23 protein-coding genes and 1 tRNA gene are annotated in these 26607 nt (G+C 32.6%); 15 read left to right on the top strand and 9 right to left on the bottom strand.

Annotated features, from left to right (window positions below):
• Positions 1–64: 64 nt before the first annotated feature.
• Complete coding sequence (locus tag ITJ86_RS04050) at positions 65–2440, bottom strand: outer membrane beta-barrel family protein (RefSeq protein ID WP_230080214.1); 2376 nt, start codon at positions 2438–2440, stop codon at positions 65–67.
• A 329-nt stretch (positions 2441–2769) separates the two neighbouring features.
• Between ITJ86_RS04050 and lepA the strand changes: the two genes are divergently transcribed.
• Positions 2770–4566: a translation elongation factor 4 gene (lepA, locus tag ITJ86_RS04045; protein WP_195870329.1), complete on the top strand. Its 1797-nt coding sequence runs from the start codon at positions 2770–2772 to the stop codon at positions 4564–4566.
• Positions 4567–4662: 96 nt separating this feature from the next.
• On the opposite strand, the gene ITJ86_RS04040 is transcribed toward lepA, so the two are convergent.
• Entirely contained in the window at positions 4663–6543 is a 1881-nt protein-coding gene (locus ITJ86_RS04040) for a cation:proton antiporter (protein WP_195870328.1), read from the bottom strand.
• Between the two features lie 83 nt (positions 6544–6626).
• Positions 6627–6992, bottom strand: a complete 366-nt coding sequence (locus tag ITJ86_RS04035) for a DUF202 domain-containing protein (protein WP_225035952.1) — start codon at positions 6990–6992, stop codon at positions 6627–6629.
• Between the two features lie 157 nt (positions 6993–7149).
• On the opposite strand from ITJ86_RS04035, the gene ITJ86_RS04030 reads away from it, so the two are divergent.
• The 6 genes from ITJ86_RS04030 to ITJ86_RS04005 all read left to right on the top strand — a co-directional run bounded on the left by ITJ86_RS04030 (position 7150) and on the right by ITJ86_RS04005 (position 14480).
• Entirely contained in the window at positions 7150–8010 is an 861-nt protein-coding gene (locus tag ITJ86_RS04030) for an MBL fold metallo-hydrolase (RefSeq protein WP_195870327.1), read from the top strand.
• A gap of 26 nt (positions 8011–8036) precedes the next feature.
• On the top strand, positions 8037–9638 hold the full coding sequence (locus tag ITJ86_RS04025) for a S8 family peptidase (RefSeq protein WP_195870326.1): 1602 nt from the start codon (positions 8037–8039) through the stop codon (positions 9636–9638).
• Positions 9639–9656: 18 nt separating this feature from the next.
• Complete coding sequence (locus ITJ86_RS04020; RefSeq protein WP_195870325.1) at positions 9657–11459, top strand: M1 family metallopeptidase; 1803 nt, start codon at positions 9657–9659, stop codon at positions 11457–11459.
• Positions 11460–11497: 38 nt separating this feature from the next.
• Positions 11498–11947 carry a ribonuclease P protein component gene (gene rnpA, locus ITJ86_RS04015; RefSeq protein WP_230080213.1) on the top strand — a complete coding sequence of 150 codons (450 nt, stop codon included), beginning with the start codon at positions 11498–11500 and terminating at the stop codon, positions 11945–11947.
• Complete coding sequence (locus ITJ86_RS04010; RefSeq protein ID WP_195870324.1) at positions 11944–13578, top strand: S41 family peptidase; 1635 nt, start codon at positions 11944–11946, stop codon at positions 13576–13578. Before rnpA ends, ITJ86_RS04010 begins: the two co-directional genes overlap by 4 nt.
• A 65-nt stretch (positions 13579–13643) precedes the next feature.
• On the top strand, positions 13644–14480 hold the full coding sequence (locus tag ITJ86_RS04005) for an OmpA family protein (RefSeq protein WP_195870323.1): 837 nt from the start codon (positions 13644–13646) through the stop codon (positions 14478–14480).
• Here the strand turns inward: ITJ86_RS04005 and ITJ86_RS04000 are convergent, their stop codons facing one another.
• The 3 genes from ITJ86_RS04000 to rpiB are packed head-to-tail and all read right to left on the bottom strand — an operon-like array spanning position 14481 to position 16328.
• Positions 14481–14924, bottom strand: coding sequence for a GNAT family N-acetyltransferase (locus tag ITJ86_RS04000; protein ID WP_195870322.1), 444 nt, complete (start codon positions 14922–14924; stop codon positions 14481–14483).
• Positions 14925–14947: 23 nt separating this feature from the next.
• Positions 14948–15862: a cation diffusion facilitator family transporter gene (locus ITJ86_RS03995; RefSeq protein WP_195870321.1), complete on the bottom strand. Its 915-nt coding sequence runs from the start codon at positions 15860–15862 to the stop codon at positions 14948–14950.
• Positions 15863–15893: 31 nt separating this feature from the next.
• Positions 15894–16328, bottom strand: coding sequence for a ribose 5-phosphate isomerase B (gene rpiB, locus ITJ86_RS03990; RefSeq protein WP_195870320.1), 435 nt, complete (start codon positions 16326–16328; stop codon positions 15894–15896).
• A gap of 625 nt (positions 16329–16953) precedes the next feature.
• Here rpiB and ITJ86_RS03985 point away from each other — a divergent pair.
• The 6 genes from ITJ86_RS03985 (at position 16954) to ITJ86_RS03960 (ending at position 22938) form a co-directional block, all read left to right on the top strand.
• The gene (locus ITJ86_RS03985) at positions 16954–18411 is read left to right on the top strand and encodes a T9SS type A sorting domain-containing protein (protein ID WP_195870319.1); all 1458 of its coding nucleotides are present in this window, start codon (positions 16954–16956) and stop codon (positions 18409–18411) included.
• A gap of 190 nt (positions 18412–18601) precedes the next feature.
• The gene (locus ITJ86_RS03980; RefSeq protein ID WP_195870318.1) at positions 18602–20854 is read left to right on the top strand and encodes a ribonuclease R family protein; all 2253 of its coding nucleotides are present in this window, start codon (positions 18602–18604) and stop codon (positions 20852–20854) included.
• Positions 20855–20961: 107 nt separating this feature from the next.
• Positions 20962–21288: a YbjQ family protein gene (locus ITJ86_RS03975; protein ID WP_195870317.1), complete on the top strand. Its 327-nt coding sequence runs from the start codon at positions 20962–20964 to the stop codon at positions 21286–21288.
• Between the two features lie 2 nt (positions 21289–21290).
• Positions 21291–21527 carry a hypothetical protein gene (locus ITJ86_RS03970; RefSeq protein WP_195870316.1) on the top strand — a complete coding sequence of 79 codons (237 nt, stop codon included), beginning with the start codon at positions 21291–21293 and terminating at the stop codon, positions 21525–21527.
• A gap of 12 nt (positions 21528–21539) precedes the next feature.
• Positions 21540–22211, top strand: a complete 672-nt coding sequence (locus ITJ86_RS03965; protein WP_195870315.1) for a head GIN domain-containing protein — start codon at positions 21540–21542, stop codon at positions 22209–22211.
• Positions 22212–22254: 43 nt separating this feature from the next.
• Positions 22255–22938 (top strand): LysE family translocator, encoded by a 684-nt coding sequence (locus ITJ86_RS03960; protein WP_195870314.1) that lies wholly within the window; start codon positions 22255–22257, stop codon positions 22936–22938.
• Positions 22939–23068: 130 nt separating this feature from the next.
• On the opposite strand, the gene ITJ86_RS03955 is transcribed toward ITJ86_RS03960, so the two are convergent.
• The 3 genes from ITJ86_RS03955 to ITJ86_RS03945 all read right to left on the bottom strand — a co-directional run bounded on the left by ITJ86_RS03955 (position 23069) and on the right by ITJ86_RS03945 (position 24170).
• A tRNA-Cys gene (locus tag ITJ86_RS03955) sits at positions 23069–23139 on the bottom strand.
• A 56-nt stretch (positions 23140–23195) separates the two neighbouring features.
• On the bottom strand, positions 23196–23573 hold the full coding sequence (folB, locus tag ITJ86_RS03950; protein ID WP_195870313.1) for a dihydroneopterin aldolase: 378 nt from the start codon (positions 23571–23573) through the stop codon (positions 23196–23198).
• 396 nt (positions 23574–23969) lie between these two features.
• Positions 23970–24170, bottom strand: a complete 201-nt coding sequence (locus ITJ86_RS03945; RefSeq protein WP_195870312.1) for a zinc ribbon domain-containing protein — start codon at positions 24168–24170, stop codon at positions 23970–23972.
• 138 nt (positions 24171–24308) lie between these two features.
• Here ITJ86_RS03945 and ITJ86_RS03940 point away from each other — a divergent pair, with 138 nt between their 5' ends.
• Positions 24309–26312 carry a glutamine--tRNA ligase/YqeY domain fusion protein gene (locus tag ITJ86_RS03940; RefSeq protein WP_195870311.1) on the top strand — a complete coding sequence of 668 codons (2004 nt, stop codon included), beginning with the start codon at positions 24309–24311 and terminating at the stop codon, positions 26310–26312.
• A gap of 59 nt (positions 26313–26371) precedes the next feature.
• The gene (locus tag ITJ86_RS03935; protein ID WP_195870310.1) at positions 26372–26578 is read left to right on the top strand and encodes a hypothetical protein; all 207 of its coding nucleotides are present in this window, start codon (positions 26372–26374) and stop codon (positions 26576–26578) included.
• Positions 26579–26607 lie beyond the last annotated feature (29 nt).

Genomic DNA, 26607 nt, shown 5'->3' with positions numbered 1-26607 from the left:
AATGCTATACCTAATGTCGCCATTGCAAAAATCCTGTAAAGTGATTTAGAAGTTTATCCATCTACTACTGCATGTCTTTAAGACGTTGACGCTCTTCTGCACTCGTTGCACGCTCGTTGGTGCTTAATTTGGTGTTTCCAAAGTTATAACGGAAGCCTAATTTAATATATCTATTATCGCTATCAACAATACTAGAGCTTGACTGATTTAAATACCTTATGGATGTTTCTTGGTCTTGTAGATTAAAAAAGTCTTCGACTGCTAAAGAAATAACTCCTTTTTTCTTAAAAATAGATTTTGAAATACTCAACTCTGAAACCAAACGATCTTCAACTGTTTGAAATTGTTGTAAGTTTTTACCAACCCAAGTGAAAGCCAAGCTCATATTTAAACTTTGGTCTTTTAAGAACGCTACACTATTGTACAAAACACTGTAATTAGACCATTGGTCTTGTTCTACAAAGCCTTCACCAAAATTAGATTCTTCGGAAATATTATAGAAAGACGTCACAAAATAAAGGTTCCAGGTATTGGTTGGATAATAATCGAAAACAAAGTCGAAACCATACTCTATTTTTTTCTCGAGATTTGTTGGTGTATATGCAATGGTATTTGTAGCGTTGTTTTGTCGTGGTAATTCTACGATATCGCCATCGAAATCCATATAATACGCTTCTACTGTAAAGTGTTCTAAAAAGTTAGTTCCTATTTTATAATGATCTCTATACATGGGCATCAAATTAGGATTTCCTAATACCACTGTATTTTCATTTAAAAAGAATGTAAAAGGATTTAAGTCCGTATAACTTGGTCTTTCAATACTGCGTTTATATGTTCCATAAATACTTACATCTTCTAATAATTGATACGATACACTTGCATTAGGAAACCAATCTAAATAGTCTTGCGTATTAGTTTCGTTTAAGGTTAAAGATTCTCCTTCAACATTAGTTTGCTCTACTCTTAATCCTAGATTAAAATTCCACTTACTCCAAGATTTTACATAGTTCGTATAAGCTGCAAAGACATTTTCTTCATACTTAAACGCGTCTGTATTGTTAACGTCTATTATTTCAGATGTACCAATAATATCAAATTTGGTAATGTCACTTTCCGTATTTACATTAGAGTATTTTACACCAACCTCAAAATTAGAGCTGTCATTAATCGGTAGACTGTAATCCACTTTACCAGTCATAATATTGGTGTTTTGATTGGCATTGGTGTTAAACTCAGAACTACCATCAAATTGGTTATTAGTATCAAAATTATTGGTTAGTACATTTTGATCTCGTTCGTAATCATAAATGGTATGATGAGCGTTAAATGTTAGACTTGCACTATTATCAAAATCGTGTCTAAAAATTAAATCTGTACCAATATTGAATTTGTTATCTCTAGACAAATTATCGGCTGTAAAACGTGATAAGAAATTCAAATTTTCATCCGTAATAGCTGTGTTGTTTTTAATCTTATATTTAAAATTTGGCGTATAAAGTCCTGTGCTAGTTAGACTCAATGTGTTTTTGTCATTAATATAATAGTCGAAATTAAGATTAAGATTATGGTTTTCGGTCCAGGAATTTCTATTGGTGTTAGAGTCCCAAATTTGTTCAATTTCATTTGAATTGTCTAAATAATTCACCGTATCATCATGCGCTCTGTTGATTTTCTGATTGGTATAATTATAGTTCACATTTAAGTTCACCTTATTATTTTTGAAATAATGGCTAGTACCAGCATTATATCTTGGAAAAACACCTTGTGTATAGTTAGTAAACACAGAGCCTCTATAGCCTGTAACCAAATTTTTACTCATTATAATATTAATCACAGAACCTGAATCGGCATCGTAACTGGCAGGCGGATTTGTAATCACCTCAACTGATTTTATACTATTTGCTGGTGCGCTTTCTAATAAGCTCATAAGTTCATCTGAAGTCAACTGCACGCGTCGGTTATTAATATACACTGCAGCTGGTGCGCTTTTTATATTTATACTCCCTTCAGACACAATAATGCCTGGCGTATTTTTTAATACACTTAGCGTAGAACCTTCTGATAAAGCGGTATTTTCAACATTAAAAATTAAGCGGTCAGGTTTACGGGTAACGGTTGGTTTTTTAGCCACTACTGTGACTTCACTTAAACTTTCTGGAATATCATTAAGCTGAATGGTTTTTAAATCTAAATGACCTGTAAGGACAATTTTTTGATGAAATTCTTCAAAACCAATGAAGCTAATTTTGAGATAAAGCGTGGTTTCTGAGAGCTTACTTAAATTAAAAAAACCTGTGTCATCTGTCGATGTTCCTTTTAAGTAATCACCTTCACTTTCTGTTAAAATAACAACCGTTGCAAATTCAATTGGCTTGTTATTTGCATCAATTACACGGCCAGAAACAGAATAGTCTTGAGCAAACACTACATGTGAAAGCATTGATATAACGACACAGCAAAAGAGGCGCAAGCGAAAAAGCATAAAATAGGTTTGCATGCAATATATAAATAGTTTTTTACAATTTACTGAGGTTTTTCCGTAATTGTAAATGTTTTTAATTATTGTATTTGATGCGGTAAAGCACAAGAAATCAACGCTGTTACTTTAGTAAAATCTTAAATTAACAACCTTAAACCGTCTAAAATTTAGCTTCACCTCAGTAACCATTTCGTTAGCCCATAAAATTTATATAATTTGAAAACTTAAAAAAATTCAAATGAAAAATTTCATGTACTTTTGCCAATTAGTTATTGCCTTAGAAAAGAGACATGAAAAACATACGTAATTTTTGCATTATTGCACATATTGACCACGGAAAAAGTACCTTAGCAGATCGACTATTAGATACAACAGGTTCTGTAACTGCTCGCGAACAACAAGCCCAACTTTTAGACTCAATGGACTTAGAACGCGAACGTGGTATTACTATTAAGTCGCATGCCATACAAATGGATTATATACTCGATGGTGAAAAATATGTTCTTAACCTTATTGATACTCCAGGTCACGTTGATTTTTCATATGAAGTTTCTCGTTCTATTGCTGCTTGCGAAGGGGCGTTACTAATTGTTGATGCTGCACAAAGCATACAAGCACAAACCATTTCTAATTTATACTTGGCTTTAGAGAATGATTTAGAAATCATTCCGGTATTGAATAAAGTAGATTTACCAAGTGCTAATCCTGAAGAAGTTACTGATGATATCGTTGATCTTTTGGGTTGCGACCCTGAAGAAGTGATTCACGCTAGTGGAAAAACAGGCTTTGGTGTCGAAAACATTTTAAAAGCTATTATTGAACGTATTCCGGCACCACAAGGTAATGTGGACGAACCGCTTCAAGCGCTGATTTTTGATTCTGTTTACAATACATTTAGAGGTATTGAAACCTATTTTAGAGTCTTTAATGGTGAAATTAAAAAAGGACAAAAAATTAAATTCGTCGCCACAGATAAGGAATATTTCGCCGATGAAGTAGGGACTTTAAAACTCAATCAAATTCCAAAACAAAGTGTAAAAGCAGGTGATGTAGGTTATTTAATTACAGGAATAAAAACAGCGAAAGAAGTAAAAGTTGGTGATACTATTACAGATTTTGCTAATCCAACCACTAATATTGTTGAAGGTTTTGAAGATGTAAAACCCATGGTATTTGCTGGTATTTATCCGGTGGATACGGAAGATTATGAAGAGTTAAGAAACTCTATGGAAAAACTACAACTTAATGATGCCTCTTTGGTCTTTCAGCCAGAAAGTTCTGCTGCTTTAGGTTTTGGTTTCCGTTGTGGGTTTTTAGGCATGTTACACATGGAAATCATTCAAGAACGTTTAGAGCGCGAGTTTGATATGACTGTAATTACTACGGTTCCTAACGTGTCTTATTATGCTTATACCAATAAAGAACCAGACGTTCCTTTTATTGTAAATAATCCAAGTGATTTACCAGAACCAACGACTATTAATCGTGTTGAGGAACCGTTTATAAAAGCGACCATTATTACTAAGGCTGATTTTGTAGGTAACGTAATGAGTCTTTGTATTGAGAAGCGTGGTATGATTGTAAATCAAACGTATTTAACCACAGAACGTGTTGAGTTAATTTTTGAAATGCCATTAGCCGAAATTGTTTTCGATTTTTACGATCGTTTAAAAACCGTATCTAAAGGTTATGCCTCTTTCGATTATTCTCCAATTGGCATGAAGGTGTCTAAACTAGTACGTTTAGATGTGTTATTAAATGCACAACCGGTAGATGCGCTTTCAGCATTAATTCACGCAGACAACGCCCATCATATTGGTAAAAAGATGTGTGAAAAGTTGAAGGAATTAATTCCAAGACAACAGTTCGATATTCCTATTCAAGCTGCCATTGGTGCTAAAATTATAGCACGTGAAACCGTAAAAGCACTGCGTAAAGATGTAACTGCTAAGTGTTATGGTGGTGATATTTCTCGTAAACGTAAGTTATTAGAAAAGCAGAAAAAAGGTAAAAAACGTATGCGCCAAGTAGGTAATGTAGAAATACCGCAACAAGCATTTATGGCGGTTTTAAAACTGAATGATTAACGGTCATTTTTAGCTAAAACCTCAAAATTTATAAACAAAAAAGATTCCTGCTATTGTAGGAATCTTTTTTAGTTTAATTAGTTCTTTTAATTCATTCTAATTAGAAATTGAATCTGTCGGAGGCGCTGAATAATCTTCAGTAGATACCTTTTCAACATCAAAAGGCTTCCCTAAATACACCAACATAAAGTTTTGTCCTACAATATCGCTTCTTGTATTATGTACAGAAATAATATGAAGCATGCCTTCATCATCTTTTATAAATAATGGAATAATGTACTTATCCTTACTTGCCATTTCCATTAAACCTTCATAGTGCGCTACATCATGTATATCTATTTCTTGAATAGCAGGATATTTACGAATGACCTCTGTTAAATTAATATAGTCATCAGTAGGAGAAAACAGACCTTCTTTTGGGCTATTTTCAGGATTATTCATCTCATCTGAAGTGACCAATCTATACGAGCCATTTTCACCAAAGTCTTTACTAAATTTTTCAATAACGTAGGCGTTAATGTCCGAGTTGCCCGTCATAGCCATAATATAACCTACATCATTAAGTTCAATATTATCTGACAAGGTATCTGCGTAAATATTACTGCTTAAGGCTTCTAAACCTAATTCTTCAGCCTTATCTATATTATTTTGATTGCTATCTATTAATACAACATGCCTACCATTATTAACTAAATAATGTCCTAACAATCGCGATAATTTTGACGCTCCAACGATTAAAATTCCATTAGATTTCTTTAAAAACACACCAACTAATCTTGCAAATAAACGTGCTGTTGTGGCATTTAATAAAACAGTTCCTAAAACAATCATAAAGACCAAAGGAGTAATGTATTCTGCACCTTCAACACCTTGTTTCATTAATTTGCTTCCAAAAAGTGAAGCGATACCAGCTGCTACAATACCACGAGGACCAACCCAACTTATAAATACTTTTTCGTTGAGTTTAAGTTTAGAGCCATGCGTACTTACAAAAACCGCTAATGGTCTTACAACAAAGACAACGATAGCAAAAAGTATAACCGTATCCCAAGTGTATAGCAGCATTAAGTCTTCAATATCAATGTTTGCTGCCAAAAGAATAAATAAAATTGAAATCAATAATACACTCAACGATTCTTTAAAGTAAAGCAGTTCCTTAAGGTTGTCTAATTTACTATTTCCTAAAACCATGCCCATAACAACCACAGCAAGTAACCCAGATTCGTGCGCAAATAATTCTGATTCAACAAAAACAAGTAGTACTGTTGAAAGTGATACCACATTTAATAAATAATGCGGAATCAATTTTTTATTAATAGCAAAGGCTAAAGCGTGTGCAAATGTAAATCCGAATGTGGTACCAAATAATACAATTTTACCAAATTCCATTAAAGCTGTTTTGGTAAAACCACTATCTCCTCCAACACTTATAAACTCAAAGACTAAAACGGCCACTAAGGCGCCAATAGGATCGATAAGAATACCTTCCCATTTTAAAACGGTTGAGACATCCTTTTTAAGTGGAATATTTCGTAGAATAGGAGTAATCACTGTTGGTCCTGTAACAATAATAAGACCTGCGAACAGAAATGATAAATCCCAACTTAAATTAAAGGTATAATGTGCTACAATACCAGCTCCAAAGAAGGTAATAGCAGAACCGACAGTTATTAATTTGGTAATAACAGGTCCTACATTTTTAATTTCGGAACGTTTTAAGGTTAATCCACCTTCAAATAAAATGATACTTATGGCAAGCGATACAAAGTAGTACAAACTATCGCCTGGAAATAGTCCATTTGTGCCATTCCAAATAGGTTCTATCCACTTGGTTTTATCTTCACTTAAAAACTCAGCTGCAATCGGTCCAACCAATAATCCTATTAATATTAAGGGTAAAATTGCCGGAATTTTAAATTTCCAAGCGACCCATTGTGCTAATATTCCAAGGATTATAATTCCTGCTAATTCTAACATCTATTTACATTTTGCGTGAAAGTACTAAATTCTATTTTTATAGATCCTTTCAAATTAAATCGTGTGAAGATTGTGTGTTCTCGTTATTCCTCTTTCTTTTGTGCTTCTTCTTTTTCTTCAGATTTATAATACACCCGTTTTAAACTCTTCTTTAATAAGGTAAACCTGTAAACGCCAATAATAAAAAAGACCACACTAAATATAATTGCTGTAAGCGCTAAGTATTGAAAATTCGCAAATTCTTTAAGTTGATATAACGCAATAGCACCTAACAATAAATACAGCGAAGATCGGATATAAGACAAAAGCGTTCGCTCGTTAGCTAAACGTGTTCGTTCTATGGCTAAGTAGTCGCGTAAGATAACTTGTTGATCGGGTTTAAAATCCCGACCAAAACGCAACAACTTAATTTTCTTCATTTTTAATGGAGACTTTGGTATCTGTTTCATCGCTAATTCATTTTGTCATTCTAAAAGTAAATATTTTTTAGAATAGAAAAGCGAATATATAAGTCTTAATTGTTAAATATCCTCTAATTTATTAAGGCTAACAACAATTAGTCTTTAAGCTTTTAGTACTTTGCAAAACTTTACAAAATTTTTGCCAATGCAGTTATACCCTATTCAATCTGGAAACTTTAAACTCGATGGAGGTGCTATGTTTGGTGTTGTTCCGAAATCTTTGTGGCAACGTACCAATCCGGCAGACAACAACAATATGATAGATATTGCAGCACGTTGTTTGTTAATTGAAGATGGTAATCGCCTTATTTTAATAGATACCGGAATGGGCAATAAACAAAGCGATAAATTCTACGGTTATTATTTTCTTTATGGTGATGACTCTATTGACAAATCCTTAGCGTCGCATGGGTTTCATCGCGATGATATAACAGATGTGTTTATGACGCATCTTCATTTTGATCATTGTGGAGGCAGTATTCAATGGAATAAAGATCGAACAGGATATGAGCCTGCTTTTAAAAATGCTAATTTCTGGAGTAATGCCGATCATTGGAAATGGGCAACAGAACCTAATAGACGTGAAGTAGCTTCATTTCTTAAGGAAAATATTTTACCAATGGAAGACAGTGGTCAATTAAAATTTACTGATGTTCCAGAGTCGCATATTTTAAAAAATTGTGACTTAGGATTTGATCTGTTTTTTGCCAATGGTCATACCGATAAACAAATGATTCCTATGATACAATACAAAGGAAAAACCATTTGTTTTATGGCAGATTTATTGCCAACCGTTGGTCACTTACCACTGCCATTTGTAATGGGTTATGATACCAGACCTTTGTTAACACTAGACGAAAAAGAGTTGTTTTTAAACATGGCAGCAGATAACAACTTTTATTTGTTCTTAGAACACGATGCACATAACGAAATTATAACCGTTAAGCACACTGAAAAAGGAGTGCGACTAAACGACACATATACAACAAACGAACTATTTAACTAAAAGCATAAAAAAACAATACAAAAAACATGAAATTTAATCATAGAGTAATAGCCTATTTAGGATTTGCAGGAACATTATTTTTAGGATGTGGTAGTACAGGAGAAATCCTTTCTACACCAATTGAAAACATAGATACAGCTCCACTAAAAGTTACAGAATTAACAGATGCTGAAGCTAAGAATTGGGGACATTTAGATCTTGTAAACGATACTATTCCAGGTATGAGTGTTGATAAAGCTTATACCGAAATCATTAAAAATAAGAAAGGTAAAAGTGTAATCGTAGCGGTTATAGATTCTGGTGTAGACATCGATCATGAAGACTTAAACGGAGTTCTTTGGACAAATAAAGACGAAATTCCTAATAATGGAAAAGATGATGATAACAATGGTTATGTAGATGATGTACATGGTTGGAATTTCTTAGGAGATGCCTATGATGAGCAATTAGAGTTTGTACGTATTTTAGCTTCTGGTGACACGTCTAATCCAAGTTATGATGCAGCAAAAGCTCAATATGAGGAAGATTACCAAATGTGGAGCGGTAGAAAAATGCAATACGACCAAATTGCACAAGCTGTAAATGGTGCACATGAAACGTTAACAAAACACTTTGGTAAAAGTGATTATACAATTGAAGAGGTTAACGCTATAGAAACTGAAGATCAAGCCATAATGCAGGCTGTTCAAATCGCAAATGGAATGCATGCAAGCGACCTTACTTTAGCAGATGCTAAAGTTGAAATTAATGAGGCTTTAGTGAGTATAAATGAACGTTTAAATTTTAACTTGAATAAAGATTTTTCTGGTCGTACAACTGGTGATGATATTAATGATTTATCAGATATAGGTTATGGTAACGGAAATGTAAAACCTGTTAAAAAATCGGAATCTCATGGTACACACGTTGCAGGTATTATAGCAGCCGAACGCAATAACGGTTTAGGAGTTAATGGTGTTGCTAATAATGTAGAAATTATGTCTATTAGAGCTGTTCCAAACGGAGATGAGTACGATAAAGATGTTGCTTTAGCCATTAGATATGCTGTAGATAATGGAGCTAAAGTTATTAACGGAAGTTTTGGTAAATCATTTTCTCCACATGCAGAATGGGTTAGAGATGCTATAAAATACGCATCAGATAATGATGTTGTATTTGTACATGCAGCAGGAAACTCAAGTGAAAATATTGATGTAGAGCCTAATTTCCCTGATGATAATGTAAATTTTGTTGAAGTTTCTAACACCTATATTAGAGTCGGTTCTTTAACTTCTAAATATGGTTCTAATATTGTTTCAGGATTTTCTAATTACGGAAAAAAGAATGTTGATGTTTTTGCACCAGGATCTGCAATCTATTCTACATTTCCAGAAAATGAATATAAAAGTATAAGTGGAACATCAATGGCAGCACCTGCAGTTGCTGGTGTAGCAGCTTTAGTACGTTCTTACTATCCAAAATTAACGGCTGCACAAGTTAAACAAGTCATTTTAGAATCTGGTTTACCTATTACAACTAAAGTGGTTGTTGGTGGAGATTCATCTAACGTAAAATCATTTTCAGATTTATCTACAACTGGTAAAATAGTTAATGCGTATAATGCCTTAATAATGGCTTCAAAATTATAATAAGAAAACCCTTTTTTTATGAGATATTTTATTATTAACCTTTTTTCAATTTTAATATTAACCTCTTGTGGTGCTACTGAAAAGCCAATCAAAGCGGTTACAACAACGAATACGTCTACAAGTAGTTATTGGCAACAACATGTCGATTATGCTATGGAAATTGATATGAATGTTAATACCTACCAGTATAAAGGCAAGCAGAAATTGGTGTATACCAATAACTCACCAGATGTGCTGAATCGTGTGTATTACCATTTGTTTTTTAATGCTTTTCAACCCGGTAGTGAAATGGATGTACGCTCTCGTACTATCGCCGATCCAGATCGTCGTGTTGGAGATCGTATAAGTAAACTTAAACCCAATGAAATTGGTTACATAAAAGTAAATTCTTTACAACAAAACGGAACATCTATTTCTTATGAAACTGTAGGAACTGTTTTAGAAGTACAATTAAATGCACCTATTCAACCTGGAGAAAAAGTAACTTTTGAAATGGACTTTGATGCACAGGTTCCTGTTCAAGTTCGTCGTTCTGGTAGAAATAGCTCAGAAGGTGTCGCTTTATCTATGTCTCAATGGTATCCTAAATTAGCTGAGTATGATGATGAAGGCTGGCATGCAGATCCATATATCGGAAGAGAGTTTCATGGTGTTTGGGGAGATTTTGATGTAAAATTAACTATTGATGAAGATTACATTGTTGGTGGTTCAGGATATCGACAAGGAGAACCAACGGTAAAATCTGGAAAGAAAACACATCATTTTATAGCACCAAAAGTGCACGATTTTACTTGGGCTGCAGATTTAGATTATATACATGATTCGTTGAAAATGCCAAATGGTCCAACACTTCACTTTTATTATAAGAGCACTTTAGCACAAAAATATTTAGACAATTGGAAAAAGTTACAAGCTGATACCGCTTTATTAATGACATTCTTTAGTGAAAACATTGGAGACTATCCATACGATCAATATTCAGTGATTCAAGGTGGAGATGGAGGTATGGAATATGCCATGAGTACACTTATTACAGGTGAACGTGAATATGGTAGTTTATTAGGTGTTACAGCTCACGAGTTAGCACATAAATGGTTTCAATTTATTTTAGCTACTAACGAGTCTAAACACGAATGGATGGATGAAGGTTTTACCACGTATATTTCTAATTTAGCGATAAACTCACTTCGTGAAAACAAAAACCCTAAGCCGCTTGCTAGTGCTTATAAAGGTTATATAGCGCTTGCAAATTCTGGTGTTGAGCAACCCTTAACAACACACTCTGACCGTTATGCTTTAAACCGAGCTTATGGAGCAGCGGCTTACAGTAAAGGTGCTGTTTTTTTAGCACAATTAGGTTATGTTATAGGTGATGACAACTTAGATAAAACCATTAAAAAATATTATCAAGATTTTAAATTTAAGCATCCAAAACCATTCGATATCATTAGAACTGCAGAACGCATTACAGATTTTGAATTGGATTGGTACTTTATAGATTTTACACAAACCACAAACACTATAGATTATGGTGTAAAAGCCGTAGAAGGTCAGACCATAACATTAGAACGCATTGGTTTAATGCCAATGCCTATAGATCTTACGGTAACTTATACAGATGGAACAACAGAAGATTTTTACATTCCGTTACAAATGATGCGTGGCGAAAAGCCAACCTCAGCGACGATAATTAACGATTGGGCTTGGGCAATACCAACCTATACTTTTGATGCTAAAAAAGCTGTAAAATCTGTTGAAATTGATAATTCTCAGATGATGGCAGATGTTGATAGAAATAATAATGTGTTTACAATTAAGTAAACACTGTAATATAAATGGATCAAAACCGCATCATGTTGATGCGGTTTTTTATTTTTGTTAAACCTGATGAACTAAAAGTGACCTTTAACTATTCAAAAAAAGACAAACTAAAAAGTAAAAAGCTCATAGAACAACTTTTTACCGAAGGCAAAGCTGTAACGGCTTACCCGCTTAGATTGGTGTATCTTAAAACCGAATTTGAAGATGGCTCACCATTAAAAACAGGTGTTTCTGTTAGTAAGCGATTGCATAAAACAGCAGTTTCTAGAAACCGTATTAAACGCTTGCTACGTGAAGCATACAGACTTAATAAACCATTATACTTTAACACAAGTTCTAATTCTTATGCGTTTATGATTTTGTATCTTAGTAAAGATGGAACAACTTTTGATAAACTAGATCGTAGCATCAAATTGTTGTTTAAAAAATTTTTAGCTAAAAATGAACTTTTGGTAAAACCATCAGATCCAAATACTTCTGACACATGAAAAAACTGCTTCGTAAAAAACTACTCATTCCTGTTTTAGCTGTACTTATCTTTTTTGGTACAACAGCCTTTAAAAACGATTTTTTTGAAATTGCTAAGCAAATAGAAATATTTACCACGCTTTTTAAGGAAATTAATATGAACTATGTAGATGATACCAATCCTGGTGAGTTAATGGACACTGCTATTAAGAGCATGTTAGACGATTTAGATCCTTATACACAGTTTTATAACGAACAAGACGTAGAAGCCTCTAGAATTAATAATGCAGGCGATTATACAGGGATTGGTGCAAAAGTATTAACCCTTGAAGATAAATTGGTTATTGTAGAACCTTACCAAAATTATGCAGCCGATAAAGCCGGACTTAAAGCTGGAGATGAAATAATAAAAGTAGATAACGTTAATGTTGCCGATTTTAAAGATGATGCTGCCAACTTATTGCAAGGTTCTGCAGGAACAGAAGTTTCTATAACCTATAACAGACAAGGCAAAACCAATACGGTAACAATTATTAGAGAGTCTTTAGAAATTAAAGCCGTGCCACACTACTCAATGGTCGATGAAAAAACCGGTTATGTTGTACTAAGAAAGTTTAATGATAAAGCATCATTGGAAACACTAAGAGCTATTAAAGCTTTAAAAAATCAAGGAGCCACGCAATTAATCTTAGATTTAAGAGGTAATCCTGGTGGTTTATTGCACGAGGCGGTTAACGTCACAAATATTTTTGTACCCAAAGATCAGTTAGTTGTCACCACAAAATCTAAAGTAAAAAAATACAATAAAACCTATTATACTCAGCGCGAAGCAATTGATACCGAAATTCCATTAGTGGTTTTAATTGATGGTAAAAGTGCATCGGCAAGCGAGATAGTTTCAGGAGCTTTACAAGATATGGATCGTGCTGTGGTTGTTGGTACTAGAAGTTTTGGAAAAGGCTTAGTACAACGTCCTAAACCATTGACATACGGAACGCAAATGAAGATTACAATTTCTAGATATTATACACCATCTGGTCGTTGTATTCAAGCTTTAGATTATTGGAATCGTGATGAAGATGGTAAAGCCATAAGAACATTACAAGAAAATTACAATGCATTTAAAACCAGAAATGGACGCTCTGTTTTTGATGGAGGAGGTGTAGAACCAGATATAGAAGTAGAATTTGCCAAACAAACACCAATTACCAAAGCAATATCGAATGAAAATTTAGTGTTTAACTATGCAACCGATTATTATTACAATCATCAAATTAAAGATTTAAAAAGCTTTTCACTTCAAGATTCAGACTTTAAAAAATTTAAAAATTATATAAAATCAAGTGGTTTTAATTTTGAAACTAAAACTGAAACTGCCTTACATAATGCACTTATTGTAGCTAAGGAAGAAGCACTTGCAACGGAAATTGATTCAGAATTTAACGCTTTAAATGAAGCTTTAAAATCGTATAAAGAAAATGCAATTGACGACAATAAAACACAATTAAAATCGTTACTTACAGACGAAATAATTAAACGTTATTTTTATAGTGAAGGCCTTTATACTTATTACACTGCTAATAATACAGAAATTAAAAAAGCTTTAAGTATTCTTAATAACCCTTCACAATATGCAAGTATTTTGAGATAGCACTAAAATTATTTATATTTAGCGTCACAACTATTTTCTATAAGTAAGAAAATTATAATAGAAACATGAAACCCCTAATTATCCTCTTATGCTTATTTTTTCAACTTTCTTTTGCTCAAAAAGAATTGAAGCACGAGGTGTATTTTGAAACCGATCAGCACGATATTCCTGAAACTGAACACAGTAGATTATTATTATTTTTATCTAAAATTGAAGATGTCGATATAGAAAAAATTTCTATCTACGGCTTTACTGACGATAGAGGTAGTGATAATTATAATCTCGTTTTATCTCAAAATAGAGCAGATGCCATAAAAGAAGTCTTTTCTAATAATGAATTTGATGAGACTAAAATGACTAATGTCGACGGAAAGGGTAAAATTTTAGTCAATATTATTAAAGAAAATGATCTTAACAAAATACGAGGTTTAAACCGTAAAGTAGAAATCATTGTAACTCCAGTATTTCCACCAAAACCTAAAGAAGAAAAACCTGTTGTAAACAAGGCTGAAGATTTATTAAAAGGTGATTTAAAAGAAGGTGATAAAATTCTATTAGAAAACTTATTATTTAGAACTGGCTATAGCTACTTAACAAAAGAATCTAAAATTATACTCGATAGAATTGCTGAAATTTTAGTAGAACGTACTAATGTTTATTTCACTATTGAAGGCCATGTATGCTGTACACAAGGTGAAAGAGATGCGATAGATCGTAAAACAAAAAAACGTAATCTATCTGTTGCACGTGCAAAATCTATCTACGATTATTTAGTAGATAAAGGCGTTAAACATTACCGAATGAAATTTTCTGGTATGCGTAGAAAAGCACCACTTGGAGGTGAACCTCACTTAGATAGACGTGTAGAAATTTTAGTGACACGTATTTACGAAAAAAAATAATTAAGATTTAATCATATTTATATGCGGAATACCATCTTCTAGGTACTCCTCTCCTACTTCAAAAAATCCTAAAGTATTGTAAAACTTTTTTAAATAGGTTTGGGCAGAAATTCTAATAATATCCTCATTATAATGCGTTTTAATGGCTTCTATTGAGGCTCTCATTATATCATAACCATATTTAAATTTCCTCGCTTTTTGTTGCACCACGACTCTACCAATACTAGATTCATCAAAATAAAAACCTGGTTTAAATACACGTGTATAAGCCACTAAAACGTCATTTTTATAGCCTAAAACATGAAGTGCTTTTTGATCTTTTCCATCTATATCTTGATACACACAATCCTGCTCCACGACAAAGATTTCACTTCGTAGTTGTAGAAGATCGTAAAGTTGTTGAGTTGTTAATTCGTTAAAGGTTTTTACTTTTATTTCTAGCATAAAATGTTTTGTCTTAGTACCATTTAATCTTGAACAATAATATCCTTATCACCTAGTTTTCCAAATTCTGGTTGAATGTTGATATGGTTAATATCGTACTTATTAAACACTAGTTCTTCTATTTGTTGAAGTATAACAACAAACTGAGACAAGGTTATATCTTCTGTAAAGTCTAAATGGGCTTCTAAATGAATTTCTTGTTCATTTAATTGCCAAATATGCACATGATGCACGTTTTTAATAGGTTTAATAGTTTGTATATCATCAACTATAGCTTTTATCGAAGTGGCTTCTGGAGTAAATAGCATAAGTACTCTAAACGAATTCTTTAATAAATCCCAACCCATAACAACCAAATAAATGGCAATCGCAAAGGTTAACACACTATCTATCCACCAAATTTGATAAAACATCATTAATAATCCGCCAACCAAAACGGCAACGCTTGCCATCATATCTGTTAAAAGATGAAGGTAGGCGCTTTTCATATTCATATTATCATCTGCGTTTTGCTTTAATAATAAGACACTAAAACCGTTTCCTAAAATGGCAACTACAGATAACCATATGACTAAATTCGATTCAATTTGTTGTGGATTTTGAAAACGTTCTACAGCTTCAACAATAAGAAGTATAGCAACAATGATTAAAGTAGAAGCATTAATGAACGCGGCTAAAATTTCGGCACGTTTATAACCAAAGGTGCGTTTTAAAGACGCTTTTTTTCTTACAAGTTTATTAGCAATGTAACTTATAATTAAAGAGACCACATCACTAAAATTATGAAGGGCATCACTCAACAACGCTAAACTACCAGACAATAAACCACCAACAACTTGAGCAGCTGTAATGGCAATGTTTAAAATAATAGAAATTAATAAGTTACGACCATTTAAATCGTGAGTGTGCGAATGATTATGTGAGTGTGAGTGGCTCATTTTATATCAATTTAAAATTGATATCTTATAGTTAACACGACAGAGGTATCTTATCTACTCGGTTTTGATGACGACCGCCTTCAAACTCCGTTTCTAAAAAGGTATCTACCATTTTAATCGCTTGTGGAATAGAGGTAAAACGTGCTGGAATACAGATAATATTTGCATTATTATGTAAACGTGTTAATTCTGTAATTTCATTGGTCCAACACACACCAGCTCTTACATGTTGGTATTTATTAGCTGTCATAGCCACACCGTTGGCACTACCACAAACTAATATACCAAAATCTACATTTTTATCTTCAACATCTTTAGCTACAGGATGTACAAAATCTGGATAATCTACACTATCTAAACTATCCGTTCCATAATTCGTTATGGTGTGTCCTTTGGCTTCTAAATGCTTTACGATGGCAAATTTATAATCTGGTCCTGCGTGATCGTTTCCTATTGAGATGGTCATAATATATGGTCTTTACTTATTAGACATCAAAGTTAATAATTGCTTACAACTAGGCATAACTAATAATGGTTTACTTATTCATAAGTTTTAATTTTGATAATCATGATTTTAGTAAGCGTTATTAATTAGTGTTGATAAGTACAACTTAAAATGATAACTAAATGTTAATAACTGTTCACAACTCTTGAAAACAAAAATTAGGTTTATCCACTTATTTTTTCAAACAAAAATACAAGTGAGATTACCAAATTAGTTAACCATTTTTTTAAAGAGAGTTATTAAACATCATTTGTAACGAAATGAACAAGATTTTGAAATAAACATATCAGCTAATTCTATTAACATCGGTTATTAACACCTGTTAATAGCTTTTTAGTTTCACTTAAAAATGAAGCAGTTATAAGTAAATTTAATGTTAACTAAAAGGTAGTAAATTGTAAACTATGAGTATTCAAAATAAAACGTCAAAAAGTTATAGCAACTATTAACAGACTATAATAACCACTATTTTATTTTTTAAATTTTAAAAGAAAAAAGATGATATGTATATATATGTTGATAACTACAATTTTTAGAAAAAATTTAATAATTTTAATAAATTGTTTAGCTATTAAATTTATAAAAAATGAAAAACTTATTATTCTTATTATTTTTAATTCCTTTTATAAATTTTGGTCAAGTACAGATAGGTGAAGATATTCAAAGTGAAGATCATAATCAAAGTCTAAGTGATACAGTAAGTTTAAGTGCTGATGGTTCAATATTAGCTATTGGTTCACCTGGTAATCATGATAATGGTTTTCATGCTGGTCATGTAAGAATTTATGAAAATATTGAAGGTATTTGGACGCAAATAGGTACTGATATAGAAGGTGACGCAGGTTGGGATATGTTTGGTACTTCCATAAGTTTAAGTTCTGACGGAACAATTGTAGCTATTGGTGCACATGGTAATGATAGTAATGGAGAAGGTTCAGGTCATGTAAAAGTTTATGAAAATATTGGAGGTGTTTGGATACAAGTAGGACAAGATATTGAAGGTAGTTCTTGGTACGAAAGATTTGGTAAATCAGTAAGTTTAAGTTCTGATGGAACAATCCTTGCTATTGGAGCTCCTGAATATGGAAGTACTGATTATGGTTTAGTAAGAGTTTACAAAATTATAGAAAATGTTTGGACATTAGTTGGTAATATAATACTTGGAGAAAATCAAGATGATAATTTTGGTAAATCAGTGAGTTTAAGTTCTGATGGTTCTGTGTTAGCTATTGGTGCAACAGGCAATTCTTATTATGGTAATTATTCAAGTTATGTCAAAGTTTATGAAAATATTGGTGATGTTTGGACACAAATAGGTTCTAATATTAATGGTGAAGCTAATTATGACGAATCAGGTAGTTCTGTAAGATTAAGTGCAGATGGTTCCATAGTAGCTATTGCTGCCACTAAAAATGATGGAAATGGTTCTAATTCAGGACATGTAAGAATTTTTAAGAATATAGGTGATATTTGGACTCAAGTAGGTGTGGATATAGATGGAGAAGCTGTTGACGATCAATTAGGTAGTTCTATAAGTTTAAGTTCTGATGGTTCAATATTGGCTGTTGGCGCACCTGCTATTGATGGAAGTAATTCTAATTTAGGTAAAATAAGAATATATAAAAATATAGAAGATGTTTGGATACAAATAGGTACAGATATATATGAGGATGTACCTAATTATTTTGTAGGAAGTGCAGTAAGTTTATCATCAGATGGAAGTATATTAGCCATTAATATAAGAAGATATCCTGCTAGTTATAGTTATGTAAGAGTCTATGATATCAGTGAATCAGCTTTATCTACACAAAATAATATTTTAGAATCTTTTAAAATATACCCAAACCCAACGAAAAATCAGTTTACCATTCAATTAAATAACACTACAGAACTAAAAAATGTAACTATCTACAACAACTTAGGTCAACAGGTTTTAACGTCTAAAAAATCTGTTGTAGATACGTCTAAATTAGCTTCTGGTTTATATGTTGTAGAAATAGATACAAATAAAGGAAAAGCCTCTAAAAAGCTAATCATAGAATAGTTTTTATTACATACTTTAAATAAAAGCGCTGTAGATTTTACAGCGTTTTTTCATTAATTTAACACTACCTAAACACTATTAAAAAATTAAAACGTAACTTTGTGTAAACTTAATAACCTCTCTTCGCCTTGATTAAGTTTTAAATAAGAATTCCTATCACTTATAGGAAATGAATATGATTACAAATTAAATGACAAAAAAGAAAAAAAGGAAATCATCAAAGAATAAGATTTCCAACCTTACAAATACCATTTTAGGTATTCTAAAAAAAGATAGAAATCAAGCTTTTAACTATAAACAAATTGCAGCTAAACTCGGTGTAAATGATGCCAGTAGTCGCAATCAAATTATAAAAAAACTTCAACAACTTAAAGCCAAACAAGAGATTGAAGAAGTAGATCGTGGCAAATTTAAAGCCATTGTAAATACCGAATATCATACTGGTATTTTAGATTTGGCTTCTAAAGGAAATGGCTATATTATTTCAGATGATTTTGAAGAAGATATCTTCATCGCCTCTAATAATATTAATAAAGCTTTAGATGGTGACGAAGTAGAATTTTACGCGTATCGAAGAAAACATAGAGGTAAACAAGAAGGAGAAATTACCAATATTATAAAACGTGCACGCACAGAATATGTGGGGACCATTCAAATTCACGATAAAAAGAATTTTGCCTTTGTAGTTGCCGATAGTGGCAAAATGTACACAGATATTTTTGTACCTATCAATAAAACATTAAAGGCCGAAGATGGAGATAAAGTATTAGTATCTTTAGAAGATTGGCCAGAAAAAGCAGATTCACCAAACGGAAAAGTGATTGAGGTTCTAGGAAAACCTGGAGAACATGGTACAGAGATTAATGCTATCATGGCAGAATACGGTTTACCATTAGAATTCCCTCACGAGGTGGAAGCCTTTGCTAATAAAATAGATACATCAATTACAGAAGAAGAAATAGCAAAACGTCGGGATATGCGTAAAGATTTAACCTTTACCATAGATCCTAAAGACGCTAAAGATTTTGATGATGCATTATCTTTTAAAGTCTTAGATAATGGCTTATATGAGGTAGGAATTCATATTGCAGACGTCTCACATTATTTACAACCAGGAACTATTTTAGACGATGAAGCTTACGAGCGTGCAACATCTATTTATTTAGTAGATCGTGTTGTTCCTATGTTGCCAGAAGTGTTATCTAATGGAGCCTGTTCGTTACGTCCACATGAAGAAAAATATACCTTTTCTGCCGTGTTTCAAATGAATGATAAATGCGAAATTAAAGACCAATGGTTCGGAAGAACTGTTACGTATTCTGATGCGCGTTTTGCTTACGAAGAAGCACAAGCCATCATAGAAAATAATCCAAAGTACAATTTATCATCTCGAGCGAAGTCGAGAGATCTCATAAAGCTTAATATTCCAAAAGAAGTTTCTCTAACAGGAAAAGAGTATAAAACCAAACCAGATATAGCAGAAGCGGTTTTAGTTATGGATAGGTTGGCAAAAAAAATGCGTTCAACACGAATGCGAGAAGGTGCCATTTCTTTTGATAAAGTTGAAGTAAAATTCGATTTAGACGAGGATGCAAATCCGGTTGGAGTTTTCTTTAAAACGAGTAAAGATGCTAATAAAATGATTGAAGAATTCATGTTATTAGCCAATAGAAAAGTATCTGAATTTGTCGGAAAGAAAAAACCGGAAAAAACATTTGTTTACCGTGTTCACGATGAGCCAGACCAATCGAAACTGGCACAATTACAAAATGTAGTGGCACGTTTTGGACATAAATTAAATTTTAAAGATAAAGGTAGTATTTCATCCTCTTTAAATAATTTATTAAAAGATGTTGAAGGTAAAAAGGAACAAAATTTAGTAGATACCTTAACAATTAGAACCATGTCTAAAGCCGAATATACCACACATAACATTGGTCATTACGGTTTAGCATTCGATTATTACAGTCATTTTACGTCGCCAATTCGTCGTTATCCAGATGTGATGGCACATCGTCTCTTACAACAGTATTTAGATGGTGAAAAATCGGCAAATCAAGACATTTACGAAGAGAAATGTAAACACTCTAGTAATATGGAATATTTAGCGACTAAGGCCGAACGCGATTCTATAAAATACATGCAGATTCGTTTTATGCAAGATCATGAAAACGAAGAATTTTTGGGTGTAATTTCTGGAGTCACGGATTGGGGAATTTATATAGAAATCATTTCTAATAAATGTGAAGGTATGGTGAGTGTTAGAGATATGAAAGACGATCACTATCAGTTTGATCAAGATCAATACGCTATGATGGGTAAAAACACAGGAACCATGTACCAGCTTGGTGACGAGGTTATTGTAAAAGTTAAGAATGCAGATTTAACTAAAAAACATTTAGATTTTTATATGGTAGGTAAACCTAAAGGAAGTGATAAATAACGTCAGTTCGAGTGTTTTATGAAGAATGAATAAAATGTATCGAGAACCTTTCTTTATAAACTGCTATATTTTAACTTAAAACAATACTTATAAATAAATAACCATATATGATTCTTACCACAACCAATTCAATAGAAAATCATAACATCATAGATTATTTAGGTATAGTTACTGGTATTTCTTTTAATTCTACACATTCCTACAAAGGAAAAAGTATGTCTTTTAAGGATATTTTCAGTTCGCAAAAATATTATGAAGCCTATGCTAAAGGATTAGAACATGTTAAAGAAGAAGCGTTTCAAAAACTTCAAGATAATGCTAAAGCTATTGGTGCTAATGCTGTTGTAGGTGTGCAAATAGATATTGAAACACTATCAACTACAAATACATTAATTGTTTCAATTACTGGAACAGCCGTAAAAGTTGCCGTTTAATTATGAAGACAAGTACAAAAGCAGGATTATACGTTTTCTTAATATTTGCCGTTATATATATCATGGTAAGATTTAGCATTCAAGCTATTTTTGTAGATATCAATCAAATGGTTTTAGCCGTTTTATCTGCAGTGATTACTGTAATTTTAACACCACAAAGACGTATTGTAAAAAAACAATCTGGAGATCAAATTCAATTAAAATGGATGTTCAGTAAAAAGATAATTGTCATAAAATAAATTTAACTATATATGAAATATATCATCTTAATTATAGCATTTTCATTAGGAAGTATTGGTCATTCTCAAGCAACAATTGAAAAGGCTGTAGGTGAATTTTCAACCGTAAAAGTGTTCGATTTAATTAACCTTAAAATGATGGCTTCTGATGAAAATAAAGTCGTTATTTCAGGTAAAAATCAAAAGGATGTAGAAGTTGTAAATAACAACGGAACACTTAAAATAAGAATGAATCTTAGAGAAAGCTATGATGGAAACGATACGGTTGTATTGCTATATTATACGTCAGTTGATGAAATTGATGCCAACGAAGGAGCAAAAGTAACTGTTAAAGAACCTATTAAACAATATGAGTTAGATCTTAGAGTACAAGAAGGTGCAGAAATTACAGCAGCATTAGAAACAACGTACGCTAATCTAAGAGCAGTAACAGGAGGTATTATTAATGTTTCAGGAACTTCTAAAAATCAAGATATTTCAATTTATACAGGTGGTAATTTAAATGGTGAAGATTTTGTTACTGAACAAACAGAAATCAGTATAAATGCTGGTGGTGAAGCGTATGTGCATGCAACAGCCTACGCAAATGTTAGGATAAAAGCAGGTGGTAACGTGTATATTTACGGAAAACCCAAACAAGTTGACGAAAGCACTATCCTAGGCGGAAAAATAAAACGTATGTAATTTCCGTTGAGTTTCTTACATTTGTGTAAACCGCAAGTTTTACATGTTAGACGATATCTTAACAGCTATTCCCTTCGGAATAATTTTAGCCTTTACCATTGGTCCAGTTTTTTTTGTATTACTAGAAACTGGTGCTACAAAGGGCTTTACGAGTGCTGTTGTCTTTGATCTTGGTGTTATTTTCGCAGATATTGTTTTTATTTTTGTCATCCTTTTTAGCACGGATTCACTATTAGATAAAATTAAAGATGATCCTAAACTACTGGTTTTTGGAGGTGTTTTACTTGTTGTTTACGGGCTAATTAGCTTTATAAAAACTTCAAAATCGTTCCGATCAATTGTAAGAGAACATCATAGAATTCAACTGCCAAAGAAAGATTATGGTAAACTTTTTGTAAAAGGATTTTTACTCAACTTTATTAACATTGGAGTGCTATTAGGTTGGTTAGGTTTTATTGTAATTGGGACGTCTATTACAACTTCTGAAAATGGGGTAACGATCTTTATTACAACGATGTTAATTTCGTATTTTTTATCAGATTTAGTAAAAATTGCCGCAGCAAAACGATTACGTAGTAAATTAACACCAAGGCGCGTTTTTAAGACTAAGAAAATTGTGTCTTTAGTCATTTTAGTCTTTGGTATTTTTCTTTTAGTTCAAGGCCTTTTTCCTGAGGTTTATGAAAAGAGTATTGAGCAGATTGAGAAGGTTAATCCTATTGATTAATAATAAATTTCCTGAGGTGTTGTATCTCCAAAAGTTTCGAGTGAATCGTTATAGATAGTGCTATCCTTAATTACGTTTTTATAAAAAGGTATAAATAAAAAAAGAGACACTTTTCAGTATCTCTTTCTTGAGGTGTCGAGCGGATTCGAACCGCTGTAGATGGTGTTGCAGACCACTGCCTAGCCACTCGGCCACGACACCTTATTAATAATCCCAATAAATTTATTGAGAGCGCAAATATAAAAATTATATATGTTTTAGCCTAAATAGGTTTGCTTTTTTCGCTTTTGACTCATTTTAATTGTAACCATCTCAACGTCACCACCAATTGGAGGATTTATTTTACTCACTGCAACTGTGGCTTTTGTTATTATAGAAGATTCTTTAAAAACACGGTTTAAAATACGCTTAGCAACCGTCTCTAAAAGTTTAGAAGGTATAGCCATTTCGTCTCTAACGACTTTATTTAAAAACACATAATCTACAGTATCACTGAGTTCGTCCGTTTTTGAAGATGTTTTTAAGTTCGCTTTTACTTTTAAATCTACGCGATAATCGCTACCAATTGCTGTTTCTTCTTTTAAACAACCATGGTTAGCAAATACCCTTATATTTTCAACTTTTATTATTCCCATATGGCAAAAATAATATAAAAGATATTAGACCGCTTCGCTTTTAGAACCTAGAACAAAGACTAAATTGTAACTCATTGATAAATAGATGTTAATTATTTAAAAATTCTTTTATGCTTCTTTAAAACCTCACCTATTTTAAAATAAATTTTCATAAATTATGAGGAATTAATTTCTTGATGAATCTGCCTTACTTTCTACTAATTTGAATGTTACGCGTATTTCTTTGAGCGACGTCGGTTATGGTCACTGAGTGTAGTCGAAGTAACATTCATGAGAAAGAGTTAAAATCATAATAATCAAATAAAGACAAAATTTTATCAGTTACCACTAAATAAGTCTTTATTCTAGGTTCTAACAGCGAAGCGGTCTTAAGTCTATATTCATAAACCTGCTAACTTAATTCGTAAATAAATCAAAAATATTACTCAAAGCACCAGTCTTAGCCTTATAAAACTCAGTATAACTACATTTTTTACAAGTTACAGAGCTAAATTTCTTATTCTGAATATCAAATATTTTAGACCACCTTCCACCTGTCGCTCTCATTTCGCTTATTTCATAAGTTGTATTATGGCATTTAGGACATTTATAATTCATAATCTATAATCGTTTTTTGGTTCATACTATCAGTCTAAAATGATGAATAAATGTTACATTTTGTTTAATTTTACCCACGATTTAGTGATGTAGGATATTTGTCTCATTCCTAATTCCTATTACCTAATGCCTATAAAGATGTCAGAAGAAAAAAAATCACTCAATTTTATTGAGCATATCATAGAAGAAGATTTAGCAAACGGTTTACCAAAAGAGAAGCTACGTTTTCGTTTTCCACCAGAACCAAATGGTTATTTACACATTGGTCATACCAAAGCCATTGGTATTAGTTTTGGATTAGGTGAAACTTATAATGCACCTGTTAATTTAAGATTCGACGATACCAATCCTGCCAAAGAAGAGCAAGAATATGTCGATGCTATTAAAAAAGACATCTCGTGGTTAGGTTATCAATGGGAAAATGAATTGTACTCGTCTGATTATTTTCAGAGGTTATACGAGTGGGCAGTTCAAATGATAAAAGATGGAAAGGCGTACGTTGATTCGCAATCGTCTGAAGTGATGGCAGAACAAAAAGGGACACCAACACAAGTGGGAACCAATAGTCCATACAGGAATCGTAGTGTTGAAGAAAATTTGGAATTATTTGAAGGTATGAAAGCCGGAAAATTTCCAGCTGGTACACATTTATTGCGTGCTAAAATCGACATGGAAGATCCAAATATGTTAATGCGAGATCCTATTATGTATCGTATTATGTTTGCAAAACACCACAGAACTGGTGACGATTGGTGTATTTATCCAATGTACGATTGGACGCATGGCGAAAGCGATTATATAGAACAAGTGTCGCATAGTTTATGTTCATTAGAATTTAAACCGCATAGAGAGCTTTATAATTGGTTTAGAGATCATGTTTATGATTATGCTAAAGACAAGTTACCAATGCCTCCAAAACAACGCGAATTTGCACGCTTAAATCTCAGTTATACCATAATGAGCAAGCGTAAATTATTGCGTTTGGTGGAAGAAGGTATTGTATCGGGTTGGGACGATCCACGTATGCCAACGATTTCTGGTTTACGTCGACGTGGTTATACACCAAATTCTATTCGAAAATTTATTGAAAAAGTAGGTGTTGCTAAACGCGAAAATGTCATTGATGTATCACTTTTAGAATTTTGTATTCGTGAAGATTTAAACAAAATAGCTAATCGTGTTATGGCGGTTTTAGATCCTATAAAAGTAGTGATTACTAACTATCCTGAAGACAAAGAGGAATGGTTAGAAGCCGAAAATAATCAAGAAGATGAATCCGCTGGTTATAGAAAAGTACCATTCTCAAGAGAAATTTATATCGAAAAAGACGATTTTAAAGAAGAAGCAGGGAGTAAGTATTTTAGGTTAAAACTTGGTGGTGAAGTTCGATTAAAAAACGCGTATATCATCAAAGCGAATTCAGTGGTTAAAGATGCCAATGGAAACATTACAGAAATCCATTGTACTTATGATGAAGACACCTCTAAAAAAGTAAAAGGCACCTTGCATTGGGTATCTATAAAACACGCCATTACAGCCGAAGTTAGAGAATACGATCGTTTGTTTATGCACGAGTCGCCAGATAGCCAAAAGGATAAGGATTTTATGGCATTTATAAACCCAAAATCTTTAACTATAAAAACAGGTTATTTGGAGCCGAGTTTAGCAGAAGTTGAAGTAGGTGAGCGGTTCCAGTTTCAGCGTTTAGGTTATTTTAATGTCGATGATGATTCTACAGCAGAAAAATTGGTATTTAATAAAACGGTTGGACTAAGAGATAGTTGGGCAAAACAAAAACCTAAACCTCAAAACAATCAGAATAAACCTAAACCACAACAGCAGAAACGCTCAGCTATTAGTGTTATTCAACAATTTGGAAAGAAATACACTAAATTATCTGATGAAAAGCAACAAACAGTTAAGGCAGAGATACAAGAGCTAGCTAAAGAGGTTTCGTACGATGATTTAGAGCCGTTATTTGGCACAGCTGTAAAAAAAGCAGGTACACGTATCGTTACTATAATTGCGTTAAAGGTGTTGCTTAAAAATGGCTTAGAGAAAAATGACGCTATTAATGAGTTTATAGATAAAGCAAAAGCGGATAAAAATGATGTTTTAGTAGCTGAAGCAGCTGAGATTTAACATTTCATTGAGAGCTATTCGCTGTGTATTTTTGTATATTAGGCTAAACCGATTAAATTATGAAAAACACAGATATATTAGCAGAAATTTCATCAGTCACTAGAGATATTGAAGACAATTACCCTGAGCTTCAAAAATATTTAAGCGAAACTAGAAGTACATTACCTAACGGTTCTAATAACGAAGCAAGCTTAGATAAAAACGATTTAGAGAAATACCTCAATGAGCTAAAGGAAATTAGAGATAAATATAAAGAAAAACATTAGAGCGTAAAACCAGAAGTTTTATAACAAAC

The sequence above is a fragment of the Winogradskyella marina genome (assembly GCF_015645385.1).
In the GTDB taxonomy this organism is placed as follows: Bacteria; Bacteroidota; Bacteroidia; order Flavobacteriales; family Flavobacteriaceae; genus Winogradskyella; species Winogradskyella marina.
The sequence above is the reverse complement of the archived record's forward strand: the minus strand, read 5'-3'. Positions and strand labels throughout refer to the sequence as shown.

Bases quoted from the DNA above. Each gene is read 5' to 3' on its own strand.
- ITJ86_RS04050 (WP_230080214.1), bottom strand. From the start codon at position 2,440: ATGCTTTCACATGTAGTGTTTGCTCAAGACTATTCTGTTTCTGGCCGT.
- lepA (WP_195870329.1), top strand. From the start codon at position 2,770: ATGAAAAACATACGTAATTTTTGCATTATTGCACATATTGACCACGGA.
- ITJ86_RS04040 (WP_195870328.1), bottom strand. From the start codon at position 6,543: ATGTTAGAATTAGCAGGAATTATAATCCTTGGAATATTAGCACAATGG.
- ITJ86_RS04035 (WP_225035952.1), bottom strand. From the start codon at position 6,992: ATGAAACAGATACCAAAGTCTCCATTAAAAATGAAGAAAATTAAGTTG.
- ITJ86_RS04030 (WP_195870327.1), top strand. From the start codon at position 7,150: ATGCAGTTATACCCTATTCAATCTGGAAACTTTAAACTCGATGGAGGT.
- ITJ86_RS04025 (WP_195870326.1), top strand. From the start codon at position 8,037: ATGAAATTTAATCATAGAGTAATAGCCTATTTAGGATTTGCAGGAACA.
- ITJ86_RS04020 (WP_195870325.1), top strand. From the start codon at position 9,657: ATGAGATATTTTATTATTAACCTTTTTTCAATTTTAATATTAACCTCT.
- rnpA (WP_230080213.1), top strand. From the start codon at position 11,498: ATGCGGTTTTTTATTTTTGTTAAACCTGATGAACTAAAAGTGACCTTT.
- ITJ86_RS04010 (WP_195870324.1), top strand. From the start codon at position 11,944: ATGAAAAAACTGCTTCGTAAAAAACTACTCATTCCTGTTTTAGCTGTA.
- ITJ86_RS04005 (WP_195870323.1), top strand. From the start codon at position 13,644: ATGAAACCCCTAATTATCCTCTTATGCTTATTTTTTCAACTTTCTTTT.
- ITJ86_RS04000 (WP_195870322.1), bottom strand. From the start codon at position 14,924: ATGCTAGAAATAAAAGTAAAAACCTTTAACGAATTAACAACTCAACAA.
- ITJ86_RS03995 (WP_195870321.1), bottom strand. From the start codon at position 15,862: ATGAGCCACTCACACTCACATAATCATTCGCACACTCACGATTTAAAT.
- rpiB (WP_195870320.1), bottom strand. From the start codon at position 16,328: ATGACCATCTCAATAGGAAACGATCACGCAGGACCAGATTATAAATTT.
- ITJ86_RS03985 (WP_195870319.1), top strand. From the start codon at position 16,954: ATGAAAAACTTATTATTCTTATTATTTTTAATTCCTTTTATAAATTTT.
- ITJ86_RS03980 (WP_195870318.1), top strand. From the start codon at position 18,602: ATGACAAAAAAGAAAAAAAGGAAATCATCAAAGAATAAGATTTCCAAC.
- ITJ86_RS03975 (WP_195870317.1), top strand. From the start codon at position 20,962: ATGATTCTTACCACAACCAATTCAATAGAAAATCATAACATCATAGAT.
- ITJ86_RS03970 (WP_195870316.1), top strand. From the start codon at position 21,291: ATGAAGACAAGTACAAAAGCAGGATTATACGTTTTCTTAATATTTGCC.
- ITJ86_RS03965 (WP_195870315.1), top strand. From the start codon at position 21,540: ATGAAATATATCATCTTAATTATAGCATTTTCATTAGGAAGTATTGGT.
- ITJ86_RS03960 (WP_195870314.1), top strand. From the start codon at position 22,255: ATGTTAGACGATATCTTAACAGCTATTCCCTTCGGAATAATTTTAGCC.
- folB (WP_195870313.1), bottom strand. From the start codon at position 23,573: ATGGGAATAATAAAAGTTGAAAATATAAGGGTATTTGCTAACCATGGT.
- ITJ86_RS03945 (WP_195870312.1), bottom strand. From the start codon at position 24,170: ATGAATTATAAATGTCCTAAATGCCATAATACAACTTATGAAATAAGC.
- ITJ86_RS03940 (WP_195870311.1), top strand. From the start codon at position 24,309: ATGTCAGAAGAAAAAAAATCACTCAATTTTATTGAGCATATCATAGAA.
- ITJ86_RS03935 (WP_195870310.1), top strand. From the start codon at position 26,372: ATGAAAAACACAGATATATTAGCAGAAATTTCATCAGTCACTAGAGAT.